Origin of the sequence: Rothia sp. HMSC066H02 (genome assembly GCF_001814995.1) — a bacterium.
GTDB lineage: Bacteria > Actinomycetota > Actinomycetes > Actinomycetales > Micrococcaceae > Rothia > Rothia mucilaginosa.
Genome location: NZ_KV818684.1, coordinates 313,965 through 334,956, shown reverse-complemented (window position 1 = coordinate 334,956; position 20,992 = coordinate 313,965). Strand labels below are relative to the sequence as shown.

General features: G+C 60.5%; 18 protein-coding genes and 1 pseudogene. 2 read left to right on the top strand and 17 right to left on the bottom strand.

The genetic code is table 11. The annotated features are described in order from the left end of the window. Positions 1 to 125: 125 nt before the first annotated feature. The 17 genes from HMPREF2999_RS06705 to aspS form a co-directional block, all read right to left on the bottom strand. On the bottom strand, positions 126 to 821 hold the full coding sequence (locus HMPREF2999_RS06705) for a methyl coenzyme M reductase subunit gamma (RefSeq protein WP_246823097.1): 696 nt from the start codon (positions 819 to 821) through the stop codon (positions 126 to 128). Positions 822 to 1,337: 516 nt separating this feature from the next. Then, positions 1,338 to 1,748: a transcription antitermination factor NusB gene (gene nusB / locus HMPREF2999_RS06700; RefSeq protein WP_005505934.1), complete on the bottom strand. Its 411-nt coding sequence runs from the start codon at positions 1,746 to 1,748 to the stop codon at positions 1,338 to 1,340. Then, entirely contained in the window at positions 1,748 to 2,311 is a 564-nt protein-coding gene (gene efp, locus HMPREF2999_RS06695) for an elongation factor P (protein ID WP_005505932.1), read from the bottom strand. Before efp ends, nusB begins: the two co-directional genes overlap by 1 nt. A 213-nt stretch (positions 2,312 to 2,524) precedes the next feature. Next, the gene (gene aroB / locus HMPREF2999_RS06690) at positions 2,525 to 3,655 is read right to left on the bottom strand and encodes a 3-dehydroquinate synthase (protein WP_070676504.1); all 1,131 of its coding nucleotides are present in this window, start codon (positions 3,653 to 3,655) and stop codon (positions 2,525 to 2,527) included. Between the two features lie 25 nt (positions 3,656 to 3,680). After that, the gene (locus HMPREF2999_RS09615) at positions 3,681 to 5,066 is read right to left on the bottom strand and encodes a shikimate kinase (protein WP_246823096.1); all 1,386 of its coding nucleotides are present in this window, start codon (positions 5,064 to 5,066) and stop codon (positions 3,681 to 3,683) included. Continuing rightward, on the bottom strand, positions 5,066 to 6,283 hold the full coding sequence (aroC, locus tag HMPREF2999_RS06680; RefSeq protein WP_005508730.1) for a chorismate synthase: 1,218 nt from the start codon (positions 6,281 to 6,283) through the stop codon (positions 5,066 to 5,068). Before aroC ends, HMPREF2999_RS09615 begins: the two co-directional genes overlap by 1 nt. Positions 6,284 to 6,402: 119 nt before the next feature. Further along, positions 6,403 to 7,338 (bottom strand): shikimate dehydrogenase, encoded by a 936-nt coding sequence (locus tag HMPREF2999_RS06675; RefSeq protein WP_070676506.1) that lies wholly within the window; start codon positions 7,336 to 7,338, stop codon positions 6,403 to 6,405. Between the two features lie 255 nt (positions 7,339 to 7,593). Continuing rightward, entirely contained in the window at positions 7,594 to 8,787 is a 1,194-nt protein-coding gene (gene mltG / locus HMPREF2999_RS06670) for an endolytic transglycosylase MltG (protein WP_070676508.1), read from the bottom strand. Next, positions 8,784 to 9,347 carry a Holliday junction resolvase RuvX gene (ruvX, locus tag HMPREF2999_RS06665; protein WP_005505922.1) on the bottom strand — a complete coding sequence of 188 codons (564 nt, stop codon included), beginning with the start codon at positions 9,345 to 9,347 and terminating at the stop codon, positions 8,784 to 8,786. Before ruvX ends, mltG begins: the two co-directional genes overlap by 4 nt. 2 nt (positions 9,348 to 9,349) lie before the next feature. Next, positions 9,350 to 12,037 (bottom strand): alanine--tRNA ligase, encoded by a 2,688-nt coding sequence (gene alaS, locus HMPREF2999_RS06660; protein ID WP_070676510.1) that lies wholly within the window; start codon positions 12,035 to 12,037, stop codon positions 9,350 to 9,352. Between the two features lie 132 nt (positions 12,038 to 12,169). Further along, positions 12,170 to 12,664, bottom strand: a complete 495-nt coding sequence (locus tag HMPREF2999_RS06655) for a hypothetical protein (protein WP_005508736.1) — start codon at positions 12,662 to 12,664, stop codon at positions 12,170 to 12,172. Then, entirely contained in the window at positions 12,664 to 13,110 is a 447-nt protein-coding gene (locus tag HMPREF2999_RS06650) for a DUF948 domain-containing protein (protein WP_049350083.1), read from the bottom strand. The genes HMPREF2999_RS06655 and HMPREF2999_RS06650 overlap by 1 nt, the downstream gene beginning before the upstream one ends. Before the next feature lie 305 nt (positions 13,111 to 13,415). After that, on the bottom strand, positions 13,416 to 14,048 hold the full coding sequence (rpsD, locus tag HMPREF2999_RS06645) for a 30S ribosomal protein S4 (RefSeq protein WP_005508739.1): 633 nt from the start codon (positions 14,046 to 14,048) through the stop codon (positions 13,416 to 13,418). Positions 14,049 to 14,755: 707 nt separating this feature from the next. Then, the gene (locus HMPREF2999_RS06640; protein ID WP_070676512.1) at positions 14,756 to 16,285 is read right to left on the bottom strand and encodes a replication-associated recombination protein A; all 1,530 of its coding nucleotides are present in this window, start codon (positions 16,283 to 16,285) and stop codon (positions 14,756 to 14,758) included. 184 nt (positions 16,286 to 16,469) lie between these two features. Next, positions 16,470 to 16,904 carry a D-aminoacyl-tRNA deacylase gene (gene dtd, locus HMPREF2999_RS06635; protein ID WP_070629812.1) on the bottom strand — a complete coding sequence of 145 codons (435 nt, stop codon included), beginning with the start codon at positions 16,902 to 16,904 and terminating at the stop codon, positions 16,470 to 16,472. Positions 16,905 to 17,057: 153 nt separating this feature from the next. After that, entirely contained in the window at positions 17,058 to 17,585 is a 528-nt protein-coding gene (locus HMPREF2999_RS06630; RefSeq protein WP_070676514.1) for a P-loop NTPase family protein, read from the bottom strand. A gap of 192 nt (positions 17,586 to 17,777) precedes the next feature. Next, a complete protein-coding gene (aspS, locus tag HMPREF2999_RS06625) occupies positions 17,778 to 19,550 on the bottom strand; it encodes an aspartate--tRNA ligase (RefSeq protein ID WP_070676516.1) in 1,773 nt (590 codons plus the stop codon). Between the two features lie 418 nt (positions 19,551 to 19,968). On the opposite strand from aspS, the pseudogene HMPREF2999_RS09680 reads away from it, so the two are divergent. Together HMPREF2999_RS09680 and HMPREF2999_RS09610 are read left to right on the top strand one after the other, a co-directional pair. Beyond that, positions 19,969 to 20,106 (top strand): annotated as a pseudogene (locus tag HMPREF2999_RS09680) (transcriptional regulator); the annotation flags it as partial. 324 nt (positions 20,107 to 20,430) lie between these two features. Continuing rightward, on the top strand, positions 20,431 to 20,925 hold the full coding sequence (locus tag HMPREF2999_RS09610) for a DUF559 domain-containing protein (protein ID WP_246823095.1): 495 nt from the start codon (positions 20,431 to 20,433) through the stop codon (positions 20,923 to 20,925). Positions 20,926 to 20,992: the final 67 nt, after the last annotated feature.

Here is a 20,992-nt window from a genome sequence, read left to right as displayed (position 1 = left end):
GCTGCGGGGATACCAGAAGCACCTATTGAAGAAGCATGTCTATAGCATGAGGCCAAAAATAGAAGTGGGAAGGTAGTTGAAGCACACTCAGATGTACTTCAAGTACCTTCCCATTTCTGAAAGCGTTAGTGCTGCGAGGGCTTACAGCCACCCTGGACTTTGCGGCCACTCTGAATCACAAACACACCGTCAGGTCGACGAATCATAGTGTTCTCGCGCATTTCCTCTGTTGCGAGAGAATCATCAAGAACAATAGGTTCGCCGGTTGGCCAGCGAAGGCTTCCCCAGTCTTCGCAATACTGCACACGAACAACAGCGTTAGGGGTGCTCTGCCCGTTTTGGTCCGTTGAGGCAGATACTTCGACTACTTCTACATCGCGGATTTCAATCTGCCCACTGAACGGCCCTTCCTGAAGTGTTTCACGTAAGTCCGCAAAACCATCCAGGGTGCTTTTAACGCCCTTCGGTTCCATATACTTAGCGAGATCCTTTTCACTGGTATGTTCCAGGTCCCCCTGCATCCAGGCATTCCGAAGGCGCACGTCCTGTTCCAGCACTTGCTTAGCTGCTTCTCCTGCAGCTTTTCGTGCTTCTTCTGAGTCAACAGTGGTATCAACGGCGGCACGGATTTCGACAACCTCAGAACCGGTCGGAGTGGGCGAAGGAGTGGGAGTTGCGGAAGCCTCAGCGCTTGCCGACTCAGTGCTCGCGGAAGTGGAAGCACTCGGTTCTGCGCTGACCTGCGCGCCGCCGGAACAAGCAGACAGGGTCAGCATCATTGCCGCAGAGAGCGCGGCAATAGAAGTACGGTTGAACATCATTGTTAGTTCTTTTCTGGTGTGTGGTTGTGTAAACCGCAGAATTATCCACGCAACAACGTGTGGAATTCAGCGGAATGTTATCGGTTGATGCCATTACCCTAACATATATCCACGGAGCACACACCCCGGCTCGCTATTTGTCCATTTTGGCAATGTTCCGTTCATATAGGTGCAGACAAGGGCATATCTGAGGTATGCATAGAGGCGCATACCGGGCACGCAGGGCGGGGGCTCCGTCCTCAAGGCGCTCAGCGCCGCAGAGGGGGCACTCCCCCGCCCGCGTTGTCCGGTGAAGCCTCGACTGTTGCTAACAAACCCTGCGAGCGCATCCGCACCCAATACGAAACCCCACGCAGAACTGCACCAACCAAACGCAACCTAGACACAGAAAACCCCCGCCGTCCTGTAGCGAACTACAGTACGGCGGGGGTTTCACGTACGCTCCCCTGCGGGCGCATCCTCAACGGCAGCAAACCAACCAGCTACAGGCTGGCGGGCAGGCCGCGGCGGGACGTCTTACGCGAGCAGGGTCGGCTTCACCTGACGGAGCTTATCCAGCAGACCGTTCACGAACTTCGGAGATTCATTCGTGGACAGCACACGCGCCAGACCGACAGCCTCAGAAATTGCGACAGCATCCGGAACTTCATCATTGTACAGAAGCTCCCAAGTGCCAATACGCAGCACGGCACGGTCCACGGCGGGCATACGCTCGAAGGACCAGTCACGGGCGTAAGTCTCCACAAACTCACGGATCTCTTCGTCGTGGTCGCGGACGCCACGAATGATTTCCTCAGAGTAAGCAGAAATCTGCGCTACCGTGTACAGTCGGCGGCGGCGGAGTACCTCAATATAATCTTCGTTGCGCTGATCCGCCTCGAAGAGCACTTCGAGGGCGCGCAATCGGGCTTTAGTACGCGAATTCATTAGTCGTTCACACGACCAAGGTACTCACCGGTGCGGGTGTCAACCTTGACCTTGGTGCCGGTCTCCAGGAACAGGGGAACCTGGATCTCGTAGCCGGTCTCAACGGTTGCGGGCTTGGTGCCGCCGGTGGAGCGGTCACCCTGCAGGCCGGGCTCGGTGTAGGTGATTTCGAGGACCACGGATGCGGGCAGTTCGATGTACAGGGGGCTACCCTCGTGCATTGCGATGGTTGCGGTCTGGGACTCGAGCATGTAGTTTGCTGCGTCGCCGACAACGGTTGCGGGAACGTTGATCTGGTCGTAGGTCTTCATGTCCATGAAGACGTAGTCGTCGCCGTCCTGGTACAGGTACTGGTAGTCGGAGCGGTCAACGGTTGCGGTTTCGATCTTAGCGCCAGCGTTGAAGGTGCGGTCGACGACCTTGCCGGAGGTAACGTTGCGCAGCTTGGTGCGGACGAATGCGCCACCCTTGCCGGGCTTAACGTGCTGGAACTCTACGACGGACCAGAGGTTGCCGTCAATCTTCAGGACGGCGCCGTTCTTAATATCGGTAGTGGATGCCATGGGGCTCTCCTTCGTGTCATCGACGCTCACGCCGTAGTGGTACCCGGCGAGGCGCTAAGTTTTCAATGAGCAAAAATATGTCCCGTACATTCTACAGGATGCGCACGAGTTTGCCTAGCAGGGGCGTCACAGTTTTTCTGTGGCACCCCGCCCGGCTGGCGCGTATTAGCAAACACGCGCCGGGTGCATCCGGTGAATATACGGGACTCGCACCTACTCGGAGATGATTTCCTGGTAGGTCATGTACAGGATCGAGTCGTCCGGCACCTCGTAGACGCGCGGGCGAGCCAAACCGTCAAGAATGATGAAGCGCAGCAGGTTGCCGCGTGCCTTCTTGTCGCGGCGCATTGCTTCGAGCAGCTGGGGCCATGCGTCTGCTTTGTAGGAGGTGGGCAGGCCCAGGGATTCGAGGATGCGGCGGGTGCGTGCCACGAGTTCTTCGTCGGCGTGGCCGGTTGCCAGCGCCAGTTCGGCGGCGTAGACCATGCCGACGGACACTGCCGCGCCGTGACGCCACTGGTAGCGCTCGTTACGTTCGATGGCGTGGGCGAGGGTGTGGCCGTAGTTCAGGATTTCGCGGCGGCCGGACTCGCGCAGGTCCTCGGAGACAACCTCAGCCTTCACGCGCACGCTGCGCTCAATGAGCTCGCGCATCACGGCGGACTGCGAATCGCGCACGGCCTGCGGGTTTGCCTCGATCAGGTCAAGAATTTCGGGGTCTGCGATGAATCCGCACTTGACGACCTCACCCATGCCGGTCAGCAGCTCATGCTCAGGCAGGGTGCGCAGGGTGCCAATCTCGCAGAGCACTGCGGCGGGCGGCCAGAACGCGCCGACCAGGTTCTTACCTTCGGCGGTGTTGATGCCGGTCTTACCGCCCACGGCAGCGTCCACCATGCCGAGCAGGGTGGTCGGAATGTGAATAACGCGCACGCCGCGCAGCCAGGTTGCCGCGACGAAGCCGGCAACGTCGGTAATGGCACCGCCGCCCACAGAGATGATCGCGTCGGTGCGGGTGAAGTCGTTCTGACCGAGCACCTGCCAGCAGAACGCCGCCACCTGGTAGTGCTTTGCCTCCTCAGCGTCCGGAATTTCGGCGCTGAACGATTCGTAGCCCATGGCACGCAGGTCTTCCATGACCAGCTCACCGGTGGAACGCAGGGCACGCGGGTGAATCACGAGCACCTTCTTGGCGCGGTTGCCCAGAATTTCGGGGATTTTACCGAGCAGGTTGTGGCCGATGAGAACCTCATAGTTCTCACGCGGGGAGCTGCCGGTCACCGGGATGCGGGTAATATCTTCCGCGCCGGAGGCACCGAAAGTGGGGGTGGGCTGAGTGCTCATCATGTGTCCTTTCACAGGTGAGGGGTTATGCTTGGGGGCGCTGCGCGCGGGAGGCACGGGTTGCGGTCACGTACGCCTGGATTTCAGCGGTCATCTCGGTGATGGGGCGGCCGCCTCGTGCGTCCAGGGTGAAGTGCGCCAGCTCTTCGTATCGGCTGCGGCGGCGCTCAAAAATGTCGGTCCACCGCTCGACCGGGTTCGGCTGCAGCAGCGGGCGGGTCTTATTGCCGGTAATGCGCGGGGTGACGGTGTCAGCATCAACGAGGATGTACACCACGCATTCGTCCTTGAGCAGCTCCGCGACCGAGTCGGTCATGGGCGCGCCACCGCCCAGGGAGAACACCGTGTTGCGGTACACGGGCGAGGTGAGGACCTCTTCGATGGTTTTGCGTTCGAGCTCGCGGAAGTACGCCTCACCGAAAATCTCGAAGATTTCGGAGACTTCGCCGTAGCGTTCGACAATGAGCTGGTCGGCGTCGAGGAACTCGTAGCCGTAGAAACGCGCCAGGTGCGTACCAATGTAGGTCTTACCTGCCGCCATGGGGCCAATGAGCACAATGGGTCGGGAGCGTTCCGCGAAGTTCTCGTGCATTTCACGCACCTGCTGCGGGTGGATGCGAGCGCCGGCGGACTCGTCTTCTGCGAGCGCTTCTGCGGGGACAGCAAGCTCTGTGGGGGCGGTGAGCTCTGCGGGTGCCACAGACTCAGCAGGGGTTGCGGGCAGCTCGGAAGCGTCGAGGGGCTTCTCCCCCGCCTGGTTCTCTTCTTCCGCGGGGTGCGCGGTAGGTTCGGCGGGTGCGGCAACCTGGACCTTGCCGAACAGCGCCGGAGTCGGACGGACCGGCTTGGCGGGTTCAGCCGCGGGCACAGCTACAGGATGTGCAGGTGCAAGCTTGGGTGCATCCGCCTGTGCGGGTTCCTTGCGGGGTTCCTCTTCAGCGGTGCCCATGCCCTGCAGGGCGCTGAGCAGCTTCAGGCGCAGGTCCTCGTCCAGGCCGAGCGCCGGGTCGGCGTCCTCAGATACCGAGGAGGCGTACAGGCGCACACCCTGCGTGTTCGCCGCAGCGGCGGCGGGCAGGGGGCGGGCGCCAGAACGCATCAGGTCAGCGGGGGTGGGCACGCGAGAAGCCGGGCGCGCAGAAGAAACTGATGCAGAAGAAACCGATGCGGTGGCCTCACGCGCAACGGCCTCACGAGCCCCAGCGCTCGCAGTCTCAACAGGCTCAGCGCCCGCAGCCTCAACACTCTGCTCAGCCGCAGCAGGTACACCGGGTTCAGACACGCCGGATTCTGCGCCGGGTTCCGGGCGCGTCGAAGCGCCCCCTCGCGCACGCTGCGCAGCCGCAGCAATACGCGCCAGGGGGCTCGACGCGACGGGGTGAACGCCCGCAGGCTCAACCGGAAGGGGCACTACGCGTCCCAACCAGCCACGTTAGACTCCCACGCCAGAGACGCCGGGATAGCGTCCAGGTAGGAATCCATGTTGCGGCGAGTCTCACCAATCGAGTCGCCACCAAACTTCTCCAGTGCAGCCTCAGCGAGCACCAGGGCGACCATAGCCTCCGCCACCACGCCGGCGGCGGGAACAGCACACACGTCCGAACGCTGGTGGTGGGCGCGAGCCTCTTCACCGGTGGAAGTGTCAATGGTCTTCAGGGCCTTCGGCACGGTCGCAATGGGCTTCATTGCCGCGCGCACACGCAGCAGGTCGCCAATGCTCATGCCGCCCTCAATACCACCGGCACGGTTGGTATCGCGGGTAACGCCGTGCTCACCAATGGAAATCTCGTCGTGAGCGGCAGTGCCCGGGCGGTCAGCGGTCGCGAAACCGTCGCCAACCTCAACGCCCTTAATCGCCTGAATACCCATCAGCGCTGCGGCAAGGCGCGCGTCCAGGCGGCGGTCCCAGTGCACGTACGAACCCAGTCCGGGAGGCATACCGTACGCGAGCACCTCAACCACGCCGCCGAGAGTCTCGCCGTCCTTGTGCGCCTCGTCCACGCGCTGAACCATCGCGTCGGAGGTTGCCTTGTCGAAGCAGCGCAGCGGGTCAGCATCCAGCTGGTCAACGTTGCGAGGCGAAGGCACCGGGGCGCCCTCGGGAGCGTGCACGCCACCCACAGCCACGGTGTGAGAAACCAGCTCAACGCCCAGAGCCTTCAAAATCTGGGCGGCAACCACGCCAAGAGCCACGCGGGTCGCAGTCTCACGTGCGGAGGCGCGCTCCAGCACCGGGCGAGCCTCAGAGAAGTTGTACTTCTGCATACCCGCAAAATCGGCGTGACCGGGGCGCGGACGGGTCAGCGCAGCGTTACGCGCACGACCCTCAATCAGCTTCGGATCCACCGGGTCGGAGCTCATCACGTCAGTCCACTTGGGCCACTCGGTGTTCGCAATCTCAATCGCGACCGGGCCGCCCTGAGTCAGGCCGTGACGCACACCGCCCAGGATGCGCACGCGGTCCTCCTCAAACTTCATGCGGGCACCGCGGCCGTAGCCGAGGCGGCGACGAGCCAGGGCGTCACGCACCATGTCGCTGGTGAGTTCCACACCGGCGGGTACGCCCTCAATAATGCCGACGAGCGCCTCGCCGTGGGATTCTCCGGCAGTGAGCCAACGCAGGGCCATAGGTTAACCTCTTTTCATCGCACCCGCACCGCAGCGCAGGAGGAAGGAATAATAATTCTTCACGTGTATAAATAGTGTATAAAATGCCCGTTTACTGAGCGAGTGAAAGCACGCTTTTTTCACGAAACGGAAGCACGAGGCGCAAGATTAACCGCCGCGCACATCGCATTCACCAAGCCCAGTAGCTCACCCTCAGACAGGGTGCGGTCGGTAAACAGCAGCACCTGCTCCACCGCCTGATACAGCAGCATCTCCAGGCCAGAAACCATCGTGCCGCCGCTAGCCTCCCAAGCGCTCGCCAGCACCGAAGGCCACGGGTTATACGCAACATCGAGCAGTACCGGCCGGTGCGTCGCGGAGGCGCCCTTCAGCCCGCTCAGCTGGCTCGCCCACTCATCCGCCGCATGGGCAGGAAGAGTAGACACCACCGGGTGATGGCCACGCTCAGCAAGATTCTGCGGTAGCTCAGCCAGGGAAACCTGTTCCAGCTGAACGCCCAGGCGGTCCGCCGCCTCCTGCACGCTACCGAGTTTATGCAGCGAACGGGCGTACACGCTCACACGGGAATACCCCAGCTGATGCAGTGCGGTCAGGGCGGAAATAGCGGTCGCTCCCCCGCCCACAATCGCGGCAGAATCCTTAAACGGTTCCGGTTCCAAACCGGCGTGGCGCAGCGCGTTCACAATGCCGATCACGTCCGTGTTATCGCCCAGCACCTTCTCACCGCGCGGATACACCGTGTTCACCGCACCGGTCACGCGGGCAGTCTCGCTCAGCTCATCGCAATACTTGATGACCGCGGTCTTCAACGGCATCGTCACCGACAGGCCCGCAATATACGGGGCGTCCTCCGTACCCTTCGGGTGACGCACACCGTGCATAATCGCCGGCAAATCATCGGGCAGAGTATCGCGGCGATCATAACCCAAATTCTGCTCACCCAAAAAGTCGTACGCGGCACGATGCAGCGCAGGCGACAGCGAATGCGCAATAGGGTGCCCCAGCACGTAGGCGCGGCGAAGATACGGGGCCTCACGGTACGGTTCAGTCTTCATCGGCTCTCTTTCGCTCTCAACGCGGGGGGTCGTTCTCAACGCTGGGGGTTTGGGGCTTGCGGGCTTGCGGACACGCACGCCACGAACCCGCGTTCATGGGCGCACTCTAACCCATTTTAAGGGACAAACCAATATTCGGGTATAGCAAAGGCGGGTACCTCCCCCACTCTCGTGGAGGCGGTACCCGCCTCAGCAAGGAACCTTCACGCCGAAGCTACCAAATCGTAGCTACCAGCTAAACCAATGAGCTACAACTTAGCTACAGCGGTTCGGGTGCTTAGAACACCACTGGTTGTACTCTTCAACGTAACGCTGGTGCTCAGCGTAAGTGCGGGAGTACTTAGTCTCACCGGAATCCAGGTCCACAGTCACCCAGTAGTAGTACGGGTTCTTCTCAGGAGCCGCAGCAGCCTTAATCGAAGCCAGCTGCGGGGAACCAATCGGACCCTTCGGAAGACCCTTATTCGCATAAGTGTTGTACTTATTGCTCTTATCTGCCTTCTGCTCTTCAGTCAGGTGGTACGAGCGGACGCCCAGACCGTAGGTCACGGTCGCATCCGACTGAATCAGGCCGGAGGTCTCACCGTCGGGGTTGTTCAGGCGGTTCTCAATGATGCCTGCAACCGCCACGTAGTCCTTCGGCTGAGCCTCAAGCTCCACGATGGAGGCGATGGTCAGCACCTCGAAGGTCTTCTGGTCGCCGCTCACGCCGGCTTCCTTCAGGTCAGCCTTGGTCTTATCAACCATGGTCTGAATGACCTTCTTGATGTCGGTGCCCTTCGGGAAGCGGTACTCACCCGGGTGCAGCCAACCCTCAATCGAGGGGAAGTTGCTCGGCACACCGTACTGGGTGTAGTTGTTGACCGCGTCCTCAACCTGCTTGCGGGTGAACGCGCCATCGGAGCCAGAAACAATCAGATCGATGGTCTCGCTCACGCGCTTACCCTGCGGAATCGCCAGGTACAGTACGTTGCTGTTCGCCTCGATAATGGTCGTAATCGCGCTCGAGCTGCTCATGTGCTGCTGCAGTTCGTAGGTGCCAGGCTGCAGGTACTTGCCCTTGCTCTCCTTGGTGTACACCTCAACGAACTTATCAGCATCAGCAATGATGCCCGCCGCCTCAAGCTCCTGCGCCACCTGCGCGGTGGACTGGCCGGAACGAATCGTGAAGGTCACGGTCGTGCCGTTACCGCCACCCGAGTAGTCACGATTCTTGAACGGGTCGTAGCGAGTAATCAGGGCACCAGAAATGATGACCAGAGCCACGACAAACAGGGAAATTGCGCTCAGCAAAACGGCGCGGCGGCGGCGCTTACGCGCACGCAACGTAGCCACCGACACGATTTCCTGTTCCATCGTAATGCCGGTAATACCCTTACGTTCGTCCTCAGCCGTGGGCCTAAAGAGGTCGAGCCCGCTCTCTTCGGGATGTTTATTCTGTTCGGTCACTGAAGGTTCTCCGTTTCGTTGACGGCACCAACCGCGGTCCCTTCTGACTCGGACGGTCGGTTTTCTTCGTGGGCCGGATCGCTCACCTTGTACCCGGCTACGGACTGCCCCGCCTTGAGGGCATCCAGGCTGTACTGCAAAATGTTCACAGCCGCCACCTGGTCAACCATAGTCTTGAAATCTCGGCTGGAAACCCCAGCCTCGTGCAGTGCACGGTGAGCGCTCACGGTGGTGAGTCGCTCATCCACCAGCCAAATGTTAATGTGTGTTTTCTCTTCGGCATCCAGCTCGGAGCGCAGAGCCTGAGCGTACTCCCGAGCCATTTCCGTGGAAGGAGAATCCCCACCACGCATGGTCTTCGGAAGCCCGACGAAAACCTCCACCACCTCGTTCACCTCAATCAGCTTGCGCAAAACACGGCGGTCAGAGTTCTTCTTCGCGTCGCGGCGCAACGTCTTGAGCGGGGTGGCGAGAATACCGTCGGGGTCGCTGAGGGCGGTGCCGACGCGGGCGTTACCCACATCGACACCCATCCGCACTCCGCGCTGGAATTCTGCCATGTTTAGGCCTGAGCCTGTGCGATAGCGTCGCGGACAGCGTCCAGTGCAGCACCAACCTTGGATGCGTCCTGGCCACCACCCTGAGCGACGTCGTCCTTACCGCCGCCACCGCCGCCGAGAACACCGGCAGCGACGCGGACCAGAGCGCCAGCCTTCACGCCAGCCTCACGAGCACCCTCGTTGGTTGCCACCAGGACGACGGGGCGGCCATTAGCCACACCCACCACGGCGACAACAGCAGCCTCGGAACCGAAGCGCGAACGCAGATCCAGAGCCAGGTCACGAACGCCGTTAGCGTCCAGTTCGCCAGCGTCATGCGCCAGAACGCGAACAGAACCGATGGTCTGTGCGTTCTCCAGCAACTTGCCAGCCTCAGCCTGCAGCTTCTCGCGGCGCAGCTGAGCCAGTTCCTTCTCAGCAGCCTTCAGCTTAGCCAGAGTCTGGTTAATCTTCTCCGGCAGATCCGCGGAAGACTGAACCTTCATCAGGCCGGTCAGCTGGTTCACCAGGGTACGCTCAGCAGCCAGGTGGTTGAAGGAATCCAGACCCACCAGAGCCTCAACACGGCGGTTACCGGAGCCAACAGAGCCCTCGGTCAGCAGGGTCAGCGAACCAATCTCAGCGGACGAACCAACGTGGGTACCACCGCACAGCTCGCGGGAGAACTCGCCGCCGATCTCAACAACACGCACCACGTCGCCGTACTTCTCGCCGAAGAGGCTCATCGCGCCCAGAGCCTTAGCCTCAGCCAGCGGCATCTCACGAGTAATTACCTCGTGGTTATCGCGGATCGCGAGGTTAGCAACCTCTTCAACCTCACGCTTAGCGGACTCGGACAGGCCCTCGCTCCACGCGAAGTCGAAGCGCAGGTAGCCTTCCTTGTTGAAAGAGCCACGCTGAGTAGCCTCGTTGCCGAGCACCTGGTGCAGGGCAGCGTGAATGATGTGGGTACCGGAGTGTGCCTTCTCACCGTCGCGGCGGCGCTGAACATCAACCTGTGCCACAACATCGGCACCGGTGTGAACCTCACCCTCACGCACAACGGCGCGGTGAACGCTCAGACCCTTCACGGGCTGCTGAACGTCCTGAACGTCAATGACGAAGCCGTTGCCGGTAATGACACCGGTATCAGCTGCCTGGCCACCAGCCTCCGCGTAGAACGGAGTCTCATCCAGGACAACCTCAATCTTGTCGCCGGCCTTAGCGGCGGGCACAGACACGCCGTCCACCAGGATTGCACGCAGCTTAGTCTCAGTACGCAGCTCGGTATAACCGGTGAAGATGGAGCCGCGCTCGTCCACAAGCTTACGCAGCTCAGACAGGTCAGCAAACGCACCCTTCTTCGCCTTAGCGTCAGCCTGCGCACGGTGACGCTGCTCAGCCATCAGCTCGCGGAAGGACTTCTCATCCACCTTCACGCCAGCCTCAGCAGCCATCTCCAGGGTCAGGTCAATCGGGAAGCCGTAGGTGTCGTGCAGAGCAAACGCCTCAGCACCAGAAACAGCGTTAGAGCCGTCCTTCTTAGCCGCAGCAACAGCCTCTTCCAGACGCTCAGTACCGGTCTCAATGGTGTGCAGGAACGCCTTCTCCTCAGCGTACGCAATACGGGAAATACGCTCGAAGTCGTCAGCAACGTACGGGAAAGCACCCTTCATCGCATCACGCGAAGCCGGGAACAGCACGGGCAGGCAGGGCTCAGTCACGCCCAGCAGACGCATCGCACGAATCGCACGGCGCATCAGACGGCGCAGAATGTAGCCGCGACCCTCGTTCGAGGGGGTCACGCCGTCAGCAATCAGCATCAGCGAAGAGCGGATGTGGTCAGCCACCACGCGCATACGCACGTCGTCCTCATAGCCCTCGTCCTCAGCGGACTCAGAGCCGTGGTACTTCTTACCGGACAGCTTAGAAGCAGCGTCCAGAACGGGGCGAACCTGGTCGGTCTCGTAGAAGTTCTCAACACCCTGCAGCAGCATGGCAAGACGCTCAACGCCCAGACCGGTATCGATGTTCTTCTTCGGCAAATCACCCAGAATCTCGAAGTCATCCTTACCGATGCCCTCGCCACGCTGGTACTGCATGAACACAAGGTTCCAAATCTCAATGTAACGGTCGTCGTCAGCCGCCGGGCCGCCTTCCTTACCGTACGCGGGGCCACGGTCGTAGAAGATCTCCGAGTCGGGGCCTGCGGGGCCGGGCTGACCGGTGGACCAGTAGTTTTCCTTCATGCCCATACGCTGAATACGCTCAGCCGGGAAGCCCACCTTGTTGTGCCAAATGTCGAAGGCCTCATCGTCACCCTCATAAATGGTGACCCACAGGCGCTCCGGATCCAGACCGAAACCGCCCTTATCCTGAGGGGTGGTCAGCAGCTCGTAAGCAAACGGAATCGCCTGCTCCTTGAAGTAATCACCGAAGGAGAAGTTACCAGCCATCTGGAAGAAGGTACCGTGACGCGCAGTCTTACCAACCTCTTCAATGTCCAGGGTGCGGATGCACTTCTGCACGCTGGTCGCGCGGGAGAACGGAGGGGTCTCACGGCCCAGGAAGTAGGGAATGAACGGCACCATACCGGCAATGGTGAACATAGCGCCGGGCTCGTTCGAAATCAGCGATGCCGAAGGCACCACAGTATGGCCGCGGGAAGCGAAGAAATCGATCCAGCGCTTAGAAATCTCCTGTGAGAGCATCTCGTTCCTTAGAGTAATCTGTGCGAAATTCTAAATTAGTCTACTGACCTATGGTGCCTGTCCGAGAGCAAAATGGCTAATCGAGCCACCCTCGTACCGTGGTTAACGGACAAAAGCACCACCTTTAAAAACCTAGTTGAAGAAGCCGTCGCCGAGCTGACGGTCACGCGCAATACGCTGCTCACGCGCTCGCTTCTGAGCCTCTTCCAAGGAGGCAATCTCAGCCTCCACCTCAATGAGTTCACGCTCAGCCAGGCGGCGGTTCGTGGACTCAATCTCAGCCGAGCTCATCTGGCGGTCCCAGGTGTCCAGGGAGCCAGGACGCAGATCCTGCTTCTGGCGCTCCACCTTAGCGTTGAGCTCCATCTCCTTCTCCTGCATGCCTTCACGCACGCGGGCGGCGAACTCAACAGCACGCAACGCATACGGCTGCAGGGGCTTGCCAATCGGCGAATCGAAGAACTTTCCCATCTGAGACTCCGGGTTGAGGGCAAGCTCACCGTGCTCACGCATGAGCAGGGCGCTGCCGGGGGTACGCTGAGCAGGTTCGGAGGCGGCACGCCTGGAAGCGAAGTAACCAACCGCCGCGCCGGCGCCGAGCAGAAGAGCTGAACGAAGCAGACCCATTAGTTTTCACCGCCTGCAGAGTAAGAGGACTGTGCCGAACCGTACTGGCCGCCAGTGTGGGTGTTGCCGGTGTTGCCAGCGGTGCCGTGTGCATCGCCGGACTTACCGCCGCGGAATGCCTGACGCACACCGTACGAGAAGGACGCAACCTTAATCAGCGGCTGACCCACAGTCGAGGTCACCAGCGAGGACAGCGCAGAAACGTTCGCGGACGCATCCGAAACATTCGAAGTGATGTCGTCAACCTTCTCCAGCTGCTCATTGGTGGTCACCACAGTGCGGGTCACCTCTTCAATGAGGGGGCCGGTGCTCTGGTTCAGCGAACGAATCGTCACGATAAGCTCATCAAACACCTTGGTCAGGCGAATAATGGGTAGCGCAAGCAGAGCCACCAGAATCGCAAAAACTCCTGCTGCAATCAGGCCCGCAATATCTCCGCCGGTCATCTATAACCCCATTCCGCTCAATGCATGATGCTTATCAATAGTCGTACAAGGCTGGACGCCACCGTGGCGCGCAGCCGAATCGTGCATACAGTTCAGGACTGTATACACAGCTCAATCCCCTATTTTAGTCGAAAAATCCTTCAAGCGCCCCCTAAACTCTCATGAAACTCCCAGCGACGGAAGATTCACAGGTTCAGCGGCATCACTGCCCTGTAGTGTATATACCCCGAAAACCCGCGCGTTAAACGGGAACAACCCGCCCCCACCGAACGGTGCAGGACGGGTTGCTTCTCGAAAAATCGAGATTATGCCAGACGCGAGTAGTACTCAACGACCAGCTGCTCGTCGCAGATCACGGGGATCTCTTCGCGCTTGGGCTTACGCTCAAGCTTTGCGTGCAGCTTCTCGATCTCAACGTTCAGGTATGCGGGAACCTCGGGCAGAACTGCCTGGTTCTCACCTGCAGCCGCAGCCTGGAAGGGGGTGGTCTTCTCAGCCTTGGGGTGAACGTGGATCAGCTGGCCGGGCTTGACGTGGAACGAGGGGCGGTCCACGCGAACGCCGTCAACCATGATGTGACGGTGAACAACCATCTGACGTGCCTGTGCAATGGTGCGGGCGAAGCCTGCACGCAGAACCAGAGCGTCGAGGCGGGTCTCGAGCAGCTCGACCATGTTCTTACCGGTCTGGCCCTCGGTACGCTTTGCCTCGAGGTATGCGCGGCGCATCTGTGCCTCGCGGATGTTGTACTGAGCGCGCAGACGCTGCTTTTCCTTCAGCTGGGTAGCGTAGTTGGAGTCAGCCTTCTTGCGGGCACGGCCGTGCTGGCCGGGGCCGTAAGGACGACGCTCGAGGTACTTTTCTGCCTTCGGGGTCAGTGCAATGCCCAGGGCACGGGACTGACGCACGGTACGGCGGGTGCGGTTGTGCTTAGCCACAATCTACCTTTCTATGTGAGGCTCCTGCACCCTTGCGGGTGGGGCCTCGGTCTGTTGAATACTGGCCTCCTCGGTTGACCCCGCCGGAATCCGTACGCGACCGGTTCGGTCGTTGCTGTACGGCGGTGGGGCGGAGAGCTCGGGGCAGAGTACCCCGCAGCTACATTACTGACGCTCGCACGAATGCGGGCATAGTAATTGCCAGACCCGTCAAGCTTACCGGATGCACCCGGGCTTTACCAGCCTTTTGGGAAATCTTTGGTTCAAATCACCGTGGGTGTGGGTTTTTGATGGTTACCCACACGACCCCAACAGAAAATATTTGCACCCGTCAGGGCTATTTAGGCGTGCCTTTCCCGAAAAATTGCGGGGTCGAGATGTTGGATTGTAATCATTTCGTTATTTTTAACCTGTGAATCTATGGGATTAGCTTGAATCAGACCCCCATATCGCCTAGACTAGAAACCATAACAAGCTTGGCGTCCGCCCTTCCGGGAAGGCCGACAGCCAAGACGTCTATCACAACTCAAAACTCTGACGCGGTGCGCAGTACTACCGAGGTACTACGCACCGCTTTCTGTTTGCTCACTATCTGGCGCGGCCGGTTCATGTGGCTAGCTCGCGCGGCTGGCTTGCCCGCCGGGGTGTGTCACTCCCCCGGTGGTCAGCGCTCAAAGTAGTAGACGGCTCGATGGGAGCCACGTAAGCTAACGGGTCGTATCCTGCACCGGAGCCGCATCCAAAATACGGCGGATACGCTCACGTCGCTCCGTCAACGTACGCTCAAAACCGTGCTGCGTCGGCTCGTAATACACCGTGCCGCGCAGAGTATCCGGCAGGTACTGCTGCGCCGCCACATGCCCCGGCTCATCATGCGCATACACATACCCCACACCGTGACCAAACTGCTTAGCCCCCGCATAATGACCATCACGCAAATGCACCGGAACCTGACCCGAAGCACCCGCACGCACATCCGCAATCGCGCGGTTAATCGCGTTATACGCCGCATTCGACTTCGGCGCGAGCGCACAATAAATCACCGCCTGCGACAGGATAATACGCGCCTCCGGCATGCCCACCAGCGCCACCGACTGCGCCGCAGCCGTCGCCACCTGCAGAGCCTGCGGATCAGCCAGACCAATATCCTCACTCGCCAAAATCATGATGCGACGAGCCACAAAACGCGGATCCTCGCCGCCCTCCAGCATGCGCGCCAGGTAGTGCACAGCGGCGTCCGCATCAGAGCCACGCATGGACTTAATGAACGCACTCACCACGTCATAATGCTGATCACCCGAACGGTCGTAGCGGATCGCGGCGCGGTCCACCGCCTCCGTAGCATGCGCCAGGGTGATGCGCACGGGCGCGGCAGGTTTCGTAGACTTCTCCCCCGACTCCCCCGCCGGGTCTGCCAAATCCTCGGCGGAGGCGGCAAATTCTGCCGAAGCCTGTTCAGCCTCGCTAAAGGCAATCGCAGCCGCCGCCTCCAGCGAGGTCAGGGAGCGGCGGGCGTCGCCTCCAGAAACCGCCGCGAGGTGGGCGCGCGCATCCTCATCAATGACCGCCGCACCACCAAAACCGCGCGGATCAGCCAACGCACGGTCAATCAGACGCTCAATATCGGACTGCTCCAGCGAATGAACCCGCAACAGTAGCGAGCGCGAGAGCAGCGGCGAAATAATGCTGAACGACGGGTTTTCCGTCGTAGCCGCCACCAGAATCACCCAGCGGTTCTCCACGCCTGGCAGGAGCGCATCCTGCTGAGCCTTCGTAAAACGGTGAATCTCGTCCAGGAACAGCACGGTGGTCGTGCCGTACATGTCGCGGTCGAGCAGCGCCTGATCCATGACCGCGCGCACATCCTTCACGCCCGCAGTAATCGCCGAAAGCTCCACGAACTTACGACCCGGCGCGCGCGCAATCACATGCGCCAGGGTGGTCTTACCCGTACCCGGAGGGCCGTACAAAATCACCGAGGACGGGCCAGCCGGGCCGGCATTCTCCCCCGCCAACACGCGCAGAGGCGCACCCGGAGTCAGCAGATGCTCCTGGCCGAGAACCTCATCAATCGTGCGCGGACGCATACGCACCGCCAACGGCGCACGAGACGCCGAACGCGCAGAATATGCACGCGACGCAGAGGCACGCGAGGAGGCGGGCTCCGCGGGCGCACCAATCAGGCTCACGCGGTCCCCGTCATCGGGCAACTCAAGGTCAAAGAGGGAATCAGCCATAGTCTTACTCTATCGTTTCACAATCTGGAGGCGGGTACGGGGTGTGGGTATACAGCTGCGGATTTAGCTCGCGGCGTGACACCACATGGGTTTTCGATAGGTTAGTGTCTTCGCCGTGGGTTTTAAACCCCGGGGCAAGGCTTTAAACCCCGGGACAATCCACTAACCTATCGAAAGCGCCGGCCTAGAGGGTCTCACTATCGAGAATCAGGGTCACCGGGCCGTCATTGACCAGCTCCACCTGCATGTCCGCACCGAACACGCCGGTCTCCACGTGCAGGCCACGCTCACGCAGCGCCTCCACGTAGTCGTTGAACAGCGGCTCGCTCACCGCGCCGGGCGCAGCAGCCGACCAGGAGGGGCGGCGGCCCTTCTTCGCATCCCCGTACAGGGTGAACTGGCTGACCGCCAACACGGGTGCGCCCTCATCGAGTAGGGACTTCTCCCCCTCCAGCAGGCGCAGGTTCGCGGTCTTATCGGCAAGCTTCGCAATCTGTGCCGCACCGTCACCGTGCGTGATGCCGACCAGCACCAGGTAGCCGGGCTGCTCAATCGCGCCGAGCGTTTCACCCGCCACGCGCACCGCCGCGCGGGTCACGCGCTGAATAACTACTCGCATCGTTCACCTTTCAACTGGGTTCATCTTTCAACTTGGAGCCGGCCTTCACCGGGCTCATATATCTCTTTCGACACCACACTCGGTAGCCGTTTTAGAGGCGGCTGTTTTAGACGCGGCTGGTTTAGGGGAGCCGCAGTTCTAGAGGCAACAGCCTCAGAGCACGCCGCGCAGCTGCACGGCACGCAAAAACTGGTTCGCCGCCCGCGGGGTACGAAACTCAATAAAACGCTTCTGTAGATGCTGCCCGCGAGCCTCCGCCAGCAACTCCCCGACGTGCGGGTAGCTCCTCCACGTGTACCGAATCATGTTGTCCGGGTCGCGCAGAATATTCTTCAGCGGCGGCTCCACATTATCAGCCCACAGCTTCTGCCCCGTCACAGCGCGACGCACCGTCCGGCGAACCACACGCCACATGACCACCGCACGGCTATAGCGCAAGTAAATCACCACATCCGCACGCTCCAGCAGGCGGCCGCGCACCTGCGGATACTGCCACTCCGTAATCCAGGCAGGCCGCTCAATGAGTGTCTGAACATCCGCCTCAAAACTAGGGCGCGGAGTCCAGTCCGGACCCCAATGCAACGAGTCCATCTCCGTATGCGGAATGTCCAGGAGGCGCCCCAACCGCGCCGCGAACGTCGTCTTACCGCTACCGCTCGGGCCGGCAATCAGAATACGCATGCTCCCCTCCCCCTTTGGTTAGTACACAAATCGGCACGCACGCCAGTTGATACAAAAGGTGGGCTGCGACCCTGCACCAGCAGAATACACAGCCCACCCTCAACGGCGACCCCGGCACAACTCAACGCCCGCCGGGTTCACGCCGCACAGGCCCACACCCCTACGGGGCGCACGACCAAAGACTAGAGAAGATTACTCCTCGTCCTTCTTCTTCGGCTTGAAATCAACGCCAGCTTCCTTACGCTGCTCCGGAGTAATCGGTGCAGGAGCCGCAGTCAGCGGATCGTAGCCGTTACCGGTCTTCGGGAACGCAATAACCTCGCGGATCGAATCAACGCCAGCCAGCAGAGACACAATACGGTCCCAACCGAACGCAATACCACCCATGGGCGGTGCGCCGTACTTGAATGCATCCAGCAGGAAGCCGAACTTCTCCTGAGCCTCTTCCTCACCAATGCCCATCACAGCGAACACGCGTTCCTGCACGTCACGGCGGTGAATACGAATCGAACCGCCACCAATCTCGTTACCGTTGCAGACAATGTCGTAAGCGTACGCCAGAGCCGAACCCGGGTCAGTGTCGAAAGTATCCATGAACTCAGGCTTCGGGGAGGTGAACGCGTGGTGCACAGCAGTCCACGCGGAGTGACCCAGAGCCACGTCACCGGACTCAGTAGCCTCAGCAGAAGACTCAAACATGGGAGCATCAACAACCCACACGAAGGACCACTCGCCGTCCTTAATCAGGCCGGTACGGTGACCAATCTCAACACGAGCAGCACCCAGCAGCGCACGGGAAGCCTTAGCCTCACCAGCAGCGAAGAAGATGCAGTCGCCGGGCTTCGCGCCGGTAGCCTCAGCCAGGCCAGCACGCTCAGCGTCAGTGATGTTCTTAGCCACGGGGCCGGTCAGCTCGCCATCCTCCTGAATGAGGACATAAGCCAGGCCCTTAGCGCCGCGCTGCTTCGCCCACTCCTGCCAAGCGTCCAGGGTACGGCGAGCCTGAGAAGCACCGCCGGGCATGACAACAGCACCCACGTAAGGAGCCTTGAACACGCGGAAAGTGGTGTCCTTGAAGTACTCGGTCAGCTCAGTCAGCTCCAGACCAAAACGCAGGTCAGGCTTGTCCGAACCGTACTTCTCCATCGCATCCTTGTAGGTCATGCGCTGAATCGGGCGGGGAACCTTCACATCAATCAGGTTCCACACGGCCTCAACGATACGCTCGCCCAGCTCAATGATGTCTTCCTGATCAACGAACGAAGCCTCAATGTCCAGCTGAGTGAACTCAGGCTGACGGTCCGCACGGAAATCCTCGTCACGGTAGCAACGAGCAATCTGGTAGTACTTCTCAATACCGCCCACCTGCAGCAGCTGCTTGAACAGCTGCGGGGACTGCGGCAGAGCATACCAAGAACCCGGAGCCAGACGAGCCGGCACCAGGAAGTCACGCGCACCCTCAGGGGTGGAACGGGTCAGGGTCGGGGTCTCAACCTCAATGTAGCCGTCTTCGGCCAGCAGGTTGCGTGCCGCACGGTTCGCGTCCGAACGCAGGCGCATGATGCGAGCCGGCTCCGGGCGGCGAAGATCCAGGTAGCGGTAGCGCAGGCGCGCCTCCTCACCCACCTCAACATGCTCGTCAATCTGGAAAGGCAGCGGAGCGGCAGTGTTCAGCACCTCAACGGCGGACACCTCAACCTCAATCTCGCCAGTCGCCAGGTTCGGGTTCTCGTTACCCTCCGGGCGCTTAGTCACCAGACCGGTCACACGCAGCACATACTCGTTGCGCAGGTGCTCAAAATCAGCCTCATTGTGGAAAACACACTGCGTGACACCCTCACGGTCACGCAGGTCAACGAAAGCGACACCACCGTGGTCGCGGCGGCGAGCCACCCAACCGGTCAGGGTAACAGTCTCTCCAATATTTGCGGCGGTCAGCTCGCCGTTGGTGTGAGTGCGAAGCACAGACATTCCTTTCATAGCGGGCACCTCACGACTATAGACAGTAGCCGGGTACACGCGGTTGATGATATGCGCACACTGCGTGCGCCTCATATATTGTATCCCCTCCGGGCAGGTCGATGGCGGGTAGGGGCAAGTCTGGGCAAGTCAGGCGCCAGAAAATGGGGCGCGGAGGCGGGATGCGGGTAGGGCGGCAGGTTCGTGGGTGTCTGCGGTCGATAGGTTAGTGTCTTCGCCGTGGGTCTTTAACCCGGGGTGAAGGCATTACCCTATCGAAAAGCCGCTAACCTATCGAAGTATTACCGGGGAATCCATTCCGCATGCCTGTGGACAAACACTTTTTTTGGTAGAATCCGCGAAGTTATCCACAGATTTCACGAACAAGCCCCACAACCTCACACAGCCTGCCAGGATAAAGCCTATGAACACAGCAACTATTCCGTGGCAACGCGTCCCAAACGTACTACCGGCTACACCAGAAATTACCCGTACCGCAGAACTACACCCATTCGTGCTGAACTCCCAGATGCTCAACCTGCGAGGAATCGGTCCGAAACGCATTCGCAAGCTAGTGGCGGAAGGGTCTCTGCAACGTATCCAGCGAGGAGCCTATATTTACACCCGCGATGCCCAAGCACTCACCCCCGAAGAGCGGCTCACGGTACGGTGCATCGCTGCTCAGATGATGGGTCTTCAAGGGATCTTCTCCCACACATCAGCCGCGGCGCTATGGGGACTTGATGTACTCTCTGTTCCCCAAATGATAAGCGTGTATAGCTGTAGTCATAGCACCTCTGACAAGGGAAGAATCACCCGACATTACAGCGCCACTGGCCCCGAGGAAGTCACCAGGTTGCCGGGCACATCCATCATGGTTACGACGGTGGCTCGCACGCTGCAGGATTGTGCGCGCAGCATGCCCTTTCGGGAGGCGGTGGTCCTCGCTGACTCCATCATGCGGCGAGGGCTCATGGAGCCCCACGAGGTAACCGAGATTCTACTGAGCCTCACCGGGTACGGCGGTTCCGCAGGGCCTTTCCTGGCGCAGGCGGTGGATGCATCCAGCGAGTCGGCCGGTGAAAGCCTCACCCGGTGCCTACTCATGGAGCACAGGCTACCCTCCCCCGTAACGCAGTACCCGATTTCGTGCGAGGGTCGTAACTATCGAGTGGACTTCGCCTGGCTGGAAGCGCGGGTCATTCTCGAGTTCGACGGTGAACAGAAATACGTGGACCACCCCGGCAGGGACCGCTACGAGGCAGCCCGCGACCGTGCCCTAGCCCGCGCCGGGTGGACGGTCGTACACCTCACGTGGGCTGACATCTTTCAAAAAGAACGGGAAGTCATCACCCACTTGCGGAAACTACTCTTGAGATAAAGCGAGGAAACGCCTCAGTCGATAGGTTAGTGTCTTCACCCCGGGTTAAAGACCCACGGCGAAGACA

What these genes read in the sequence shown, in the direction of transcription:
- HMPREF2999_RS06705 (WP_246823097.1), bottom strand. Translation starts at nt 821, where the DNA reads ATGATGTTCAACCGTACTTCTATTGCCGCGCTCTCTGCGGCAATGATG.
- aroB (WP_070676504.1), bottom strand. Translation starts at nt 3,655, where the DNA reads ATGAGCACTCAGCCCACCCCCACTTTCGGTGCCTCCGGCGCGGAAGAT.
- efp (WP_005505932.1), bottom strand. Translation starts at nt 2,311, where the DNA reads ATGGCATCCACTACCGATATTAAGAACGGCGCCGTCCTGAAGATTGAC.
- aroC (WP_005508730.1), bottom strand. Translation starts at nt 6,283, where the DNA reads ATGGCCCTGCGTTGGCTCACTGCCGGAGAATCCCACGGCGAGGCGCTC.
- HMPREF2999_RS06630 (WP_070676514.1), bottom strand. Translation starts at nt 17,585, where the DNA reads ATGCGTATTCTGATTGCCGGCCCGAGCGGTAGCGGTAAGACGACGTTC.
- ruvX (WP_005505922.1), bottom strand. Translation starts at nt 9,347, where the DNA reads ATGGCAGAATTCCAGCGCGGAGTGCGGATGGGTGTCGATGTGGGTAAC.
- HMPREF2999_RS06650 (WP_049350083.1), bottom strand. Translation starts at nt 13,110, where the DNA reads ATGACCGGCGGAGATATTGCGGGCCTGATTGCAGCAGGAGTTTTTGCG.
- dtd (WP_070629812.1), bottom strand. Translation starts at nt 16,904, where the DNA reads ATGCGAGTAGTTATTCAGCGCGTGACCCGCGCGGCGGTGCGCGTGGCG.
- HMPREF2999_RS06675 (WP_070676506.1), bottom strand. Translation starts at nt 7,338, where the DNA reads ATGAAGACTGAACCGTACCGTGAGGCCCCGTATCTTCGCCGCGCCTAC.
- nusB (WP_005505934.1), bottom strand. Translation starts at nt 1,748, where the DNA reads ATGAATTCGCGTACTAAAGCCCGATTGCGCGCCCTCGAAGTGCTCTTC.
- alaS (WP_070676510.1), bottom strand. Translation starts at nt 12,037, where the DNA reads ATGCTCTCACAGGAGATTTCTAAGCGCTGGATCGATTTCTTCGCTTCC.
- HMPREF2999_RS06640 (WP_070676512.1), bottom strand. Translation starts at nt 16,285, where the DNA reads ATGGCTGATTCCCTCTTTGACCTTGAGTTGCCCGATGACGGGGACCGC.
- HMPREF2999_RS06655 (WP_005508736.1), bottom strand. Translation starts at nt 12,664, where the DNA reads ATGGGTCTGCTTCGTTCAGCTCTTCTGCTCGGCGCCGGCGCGGCGGTT.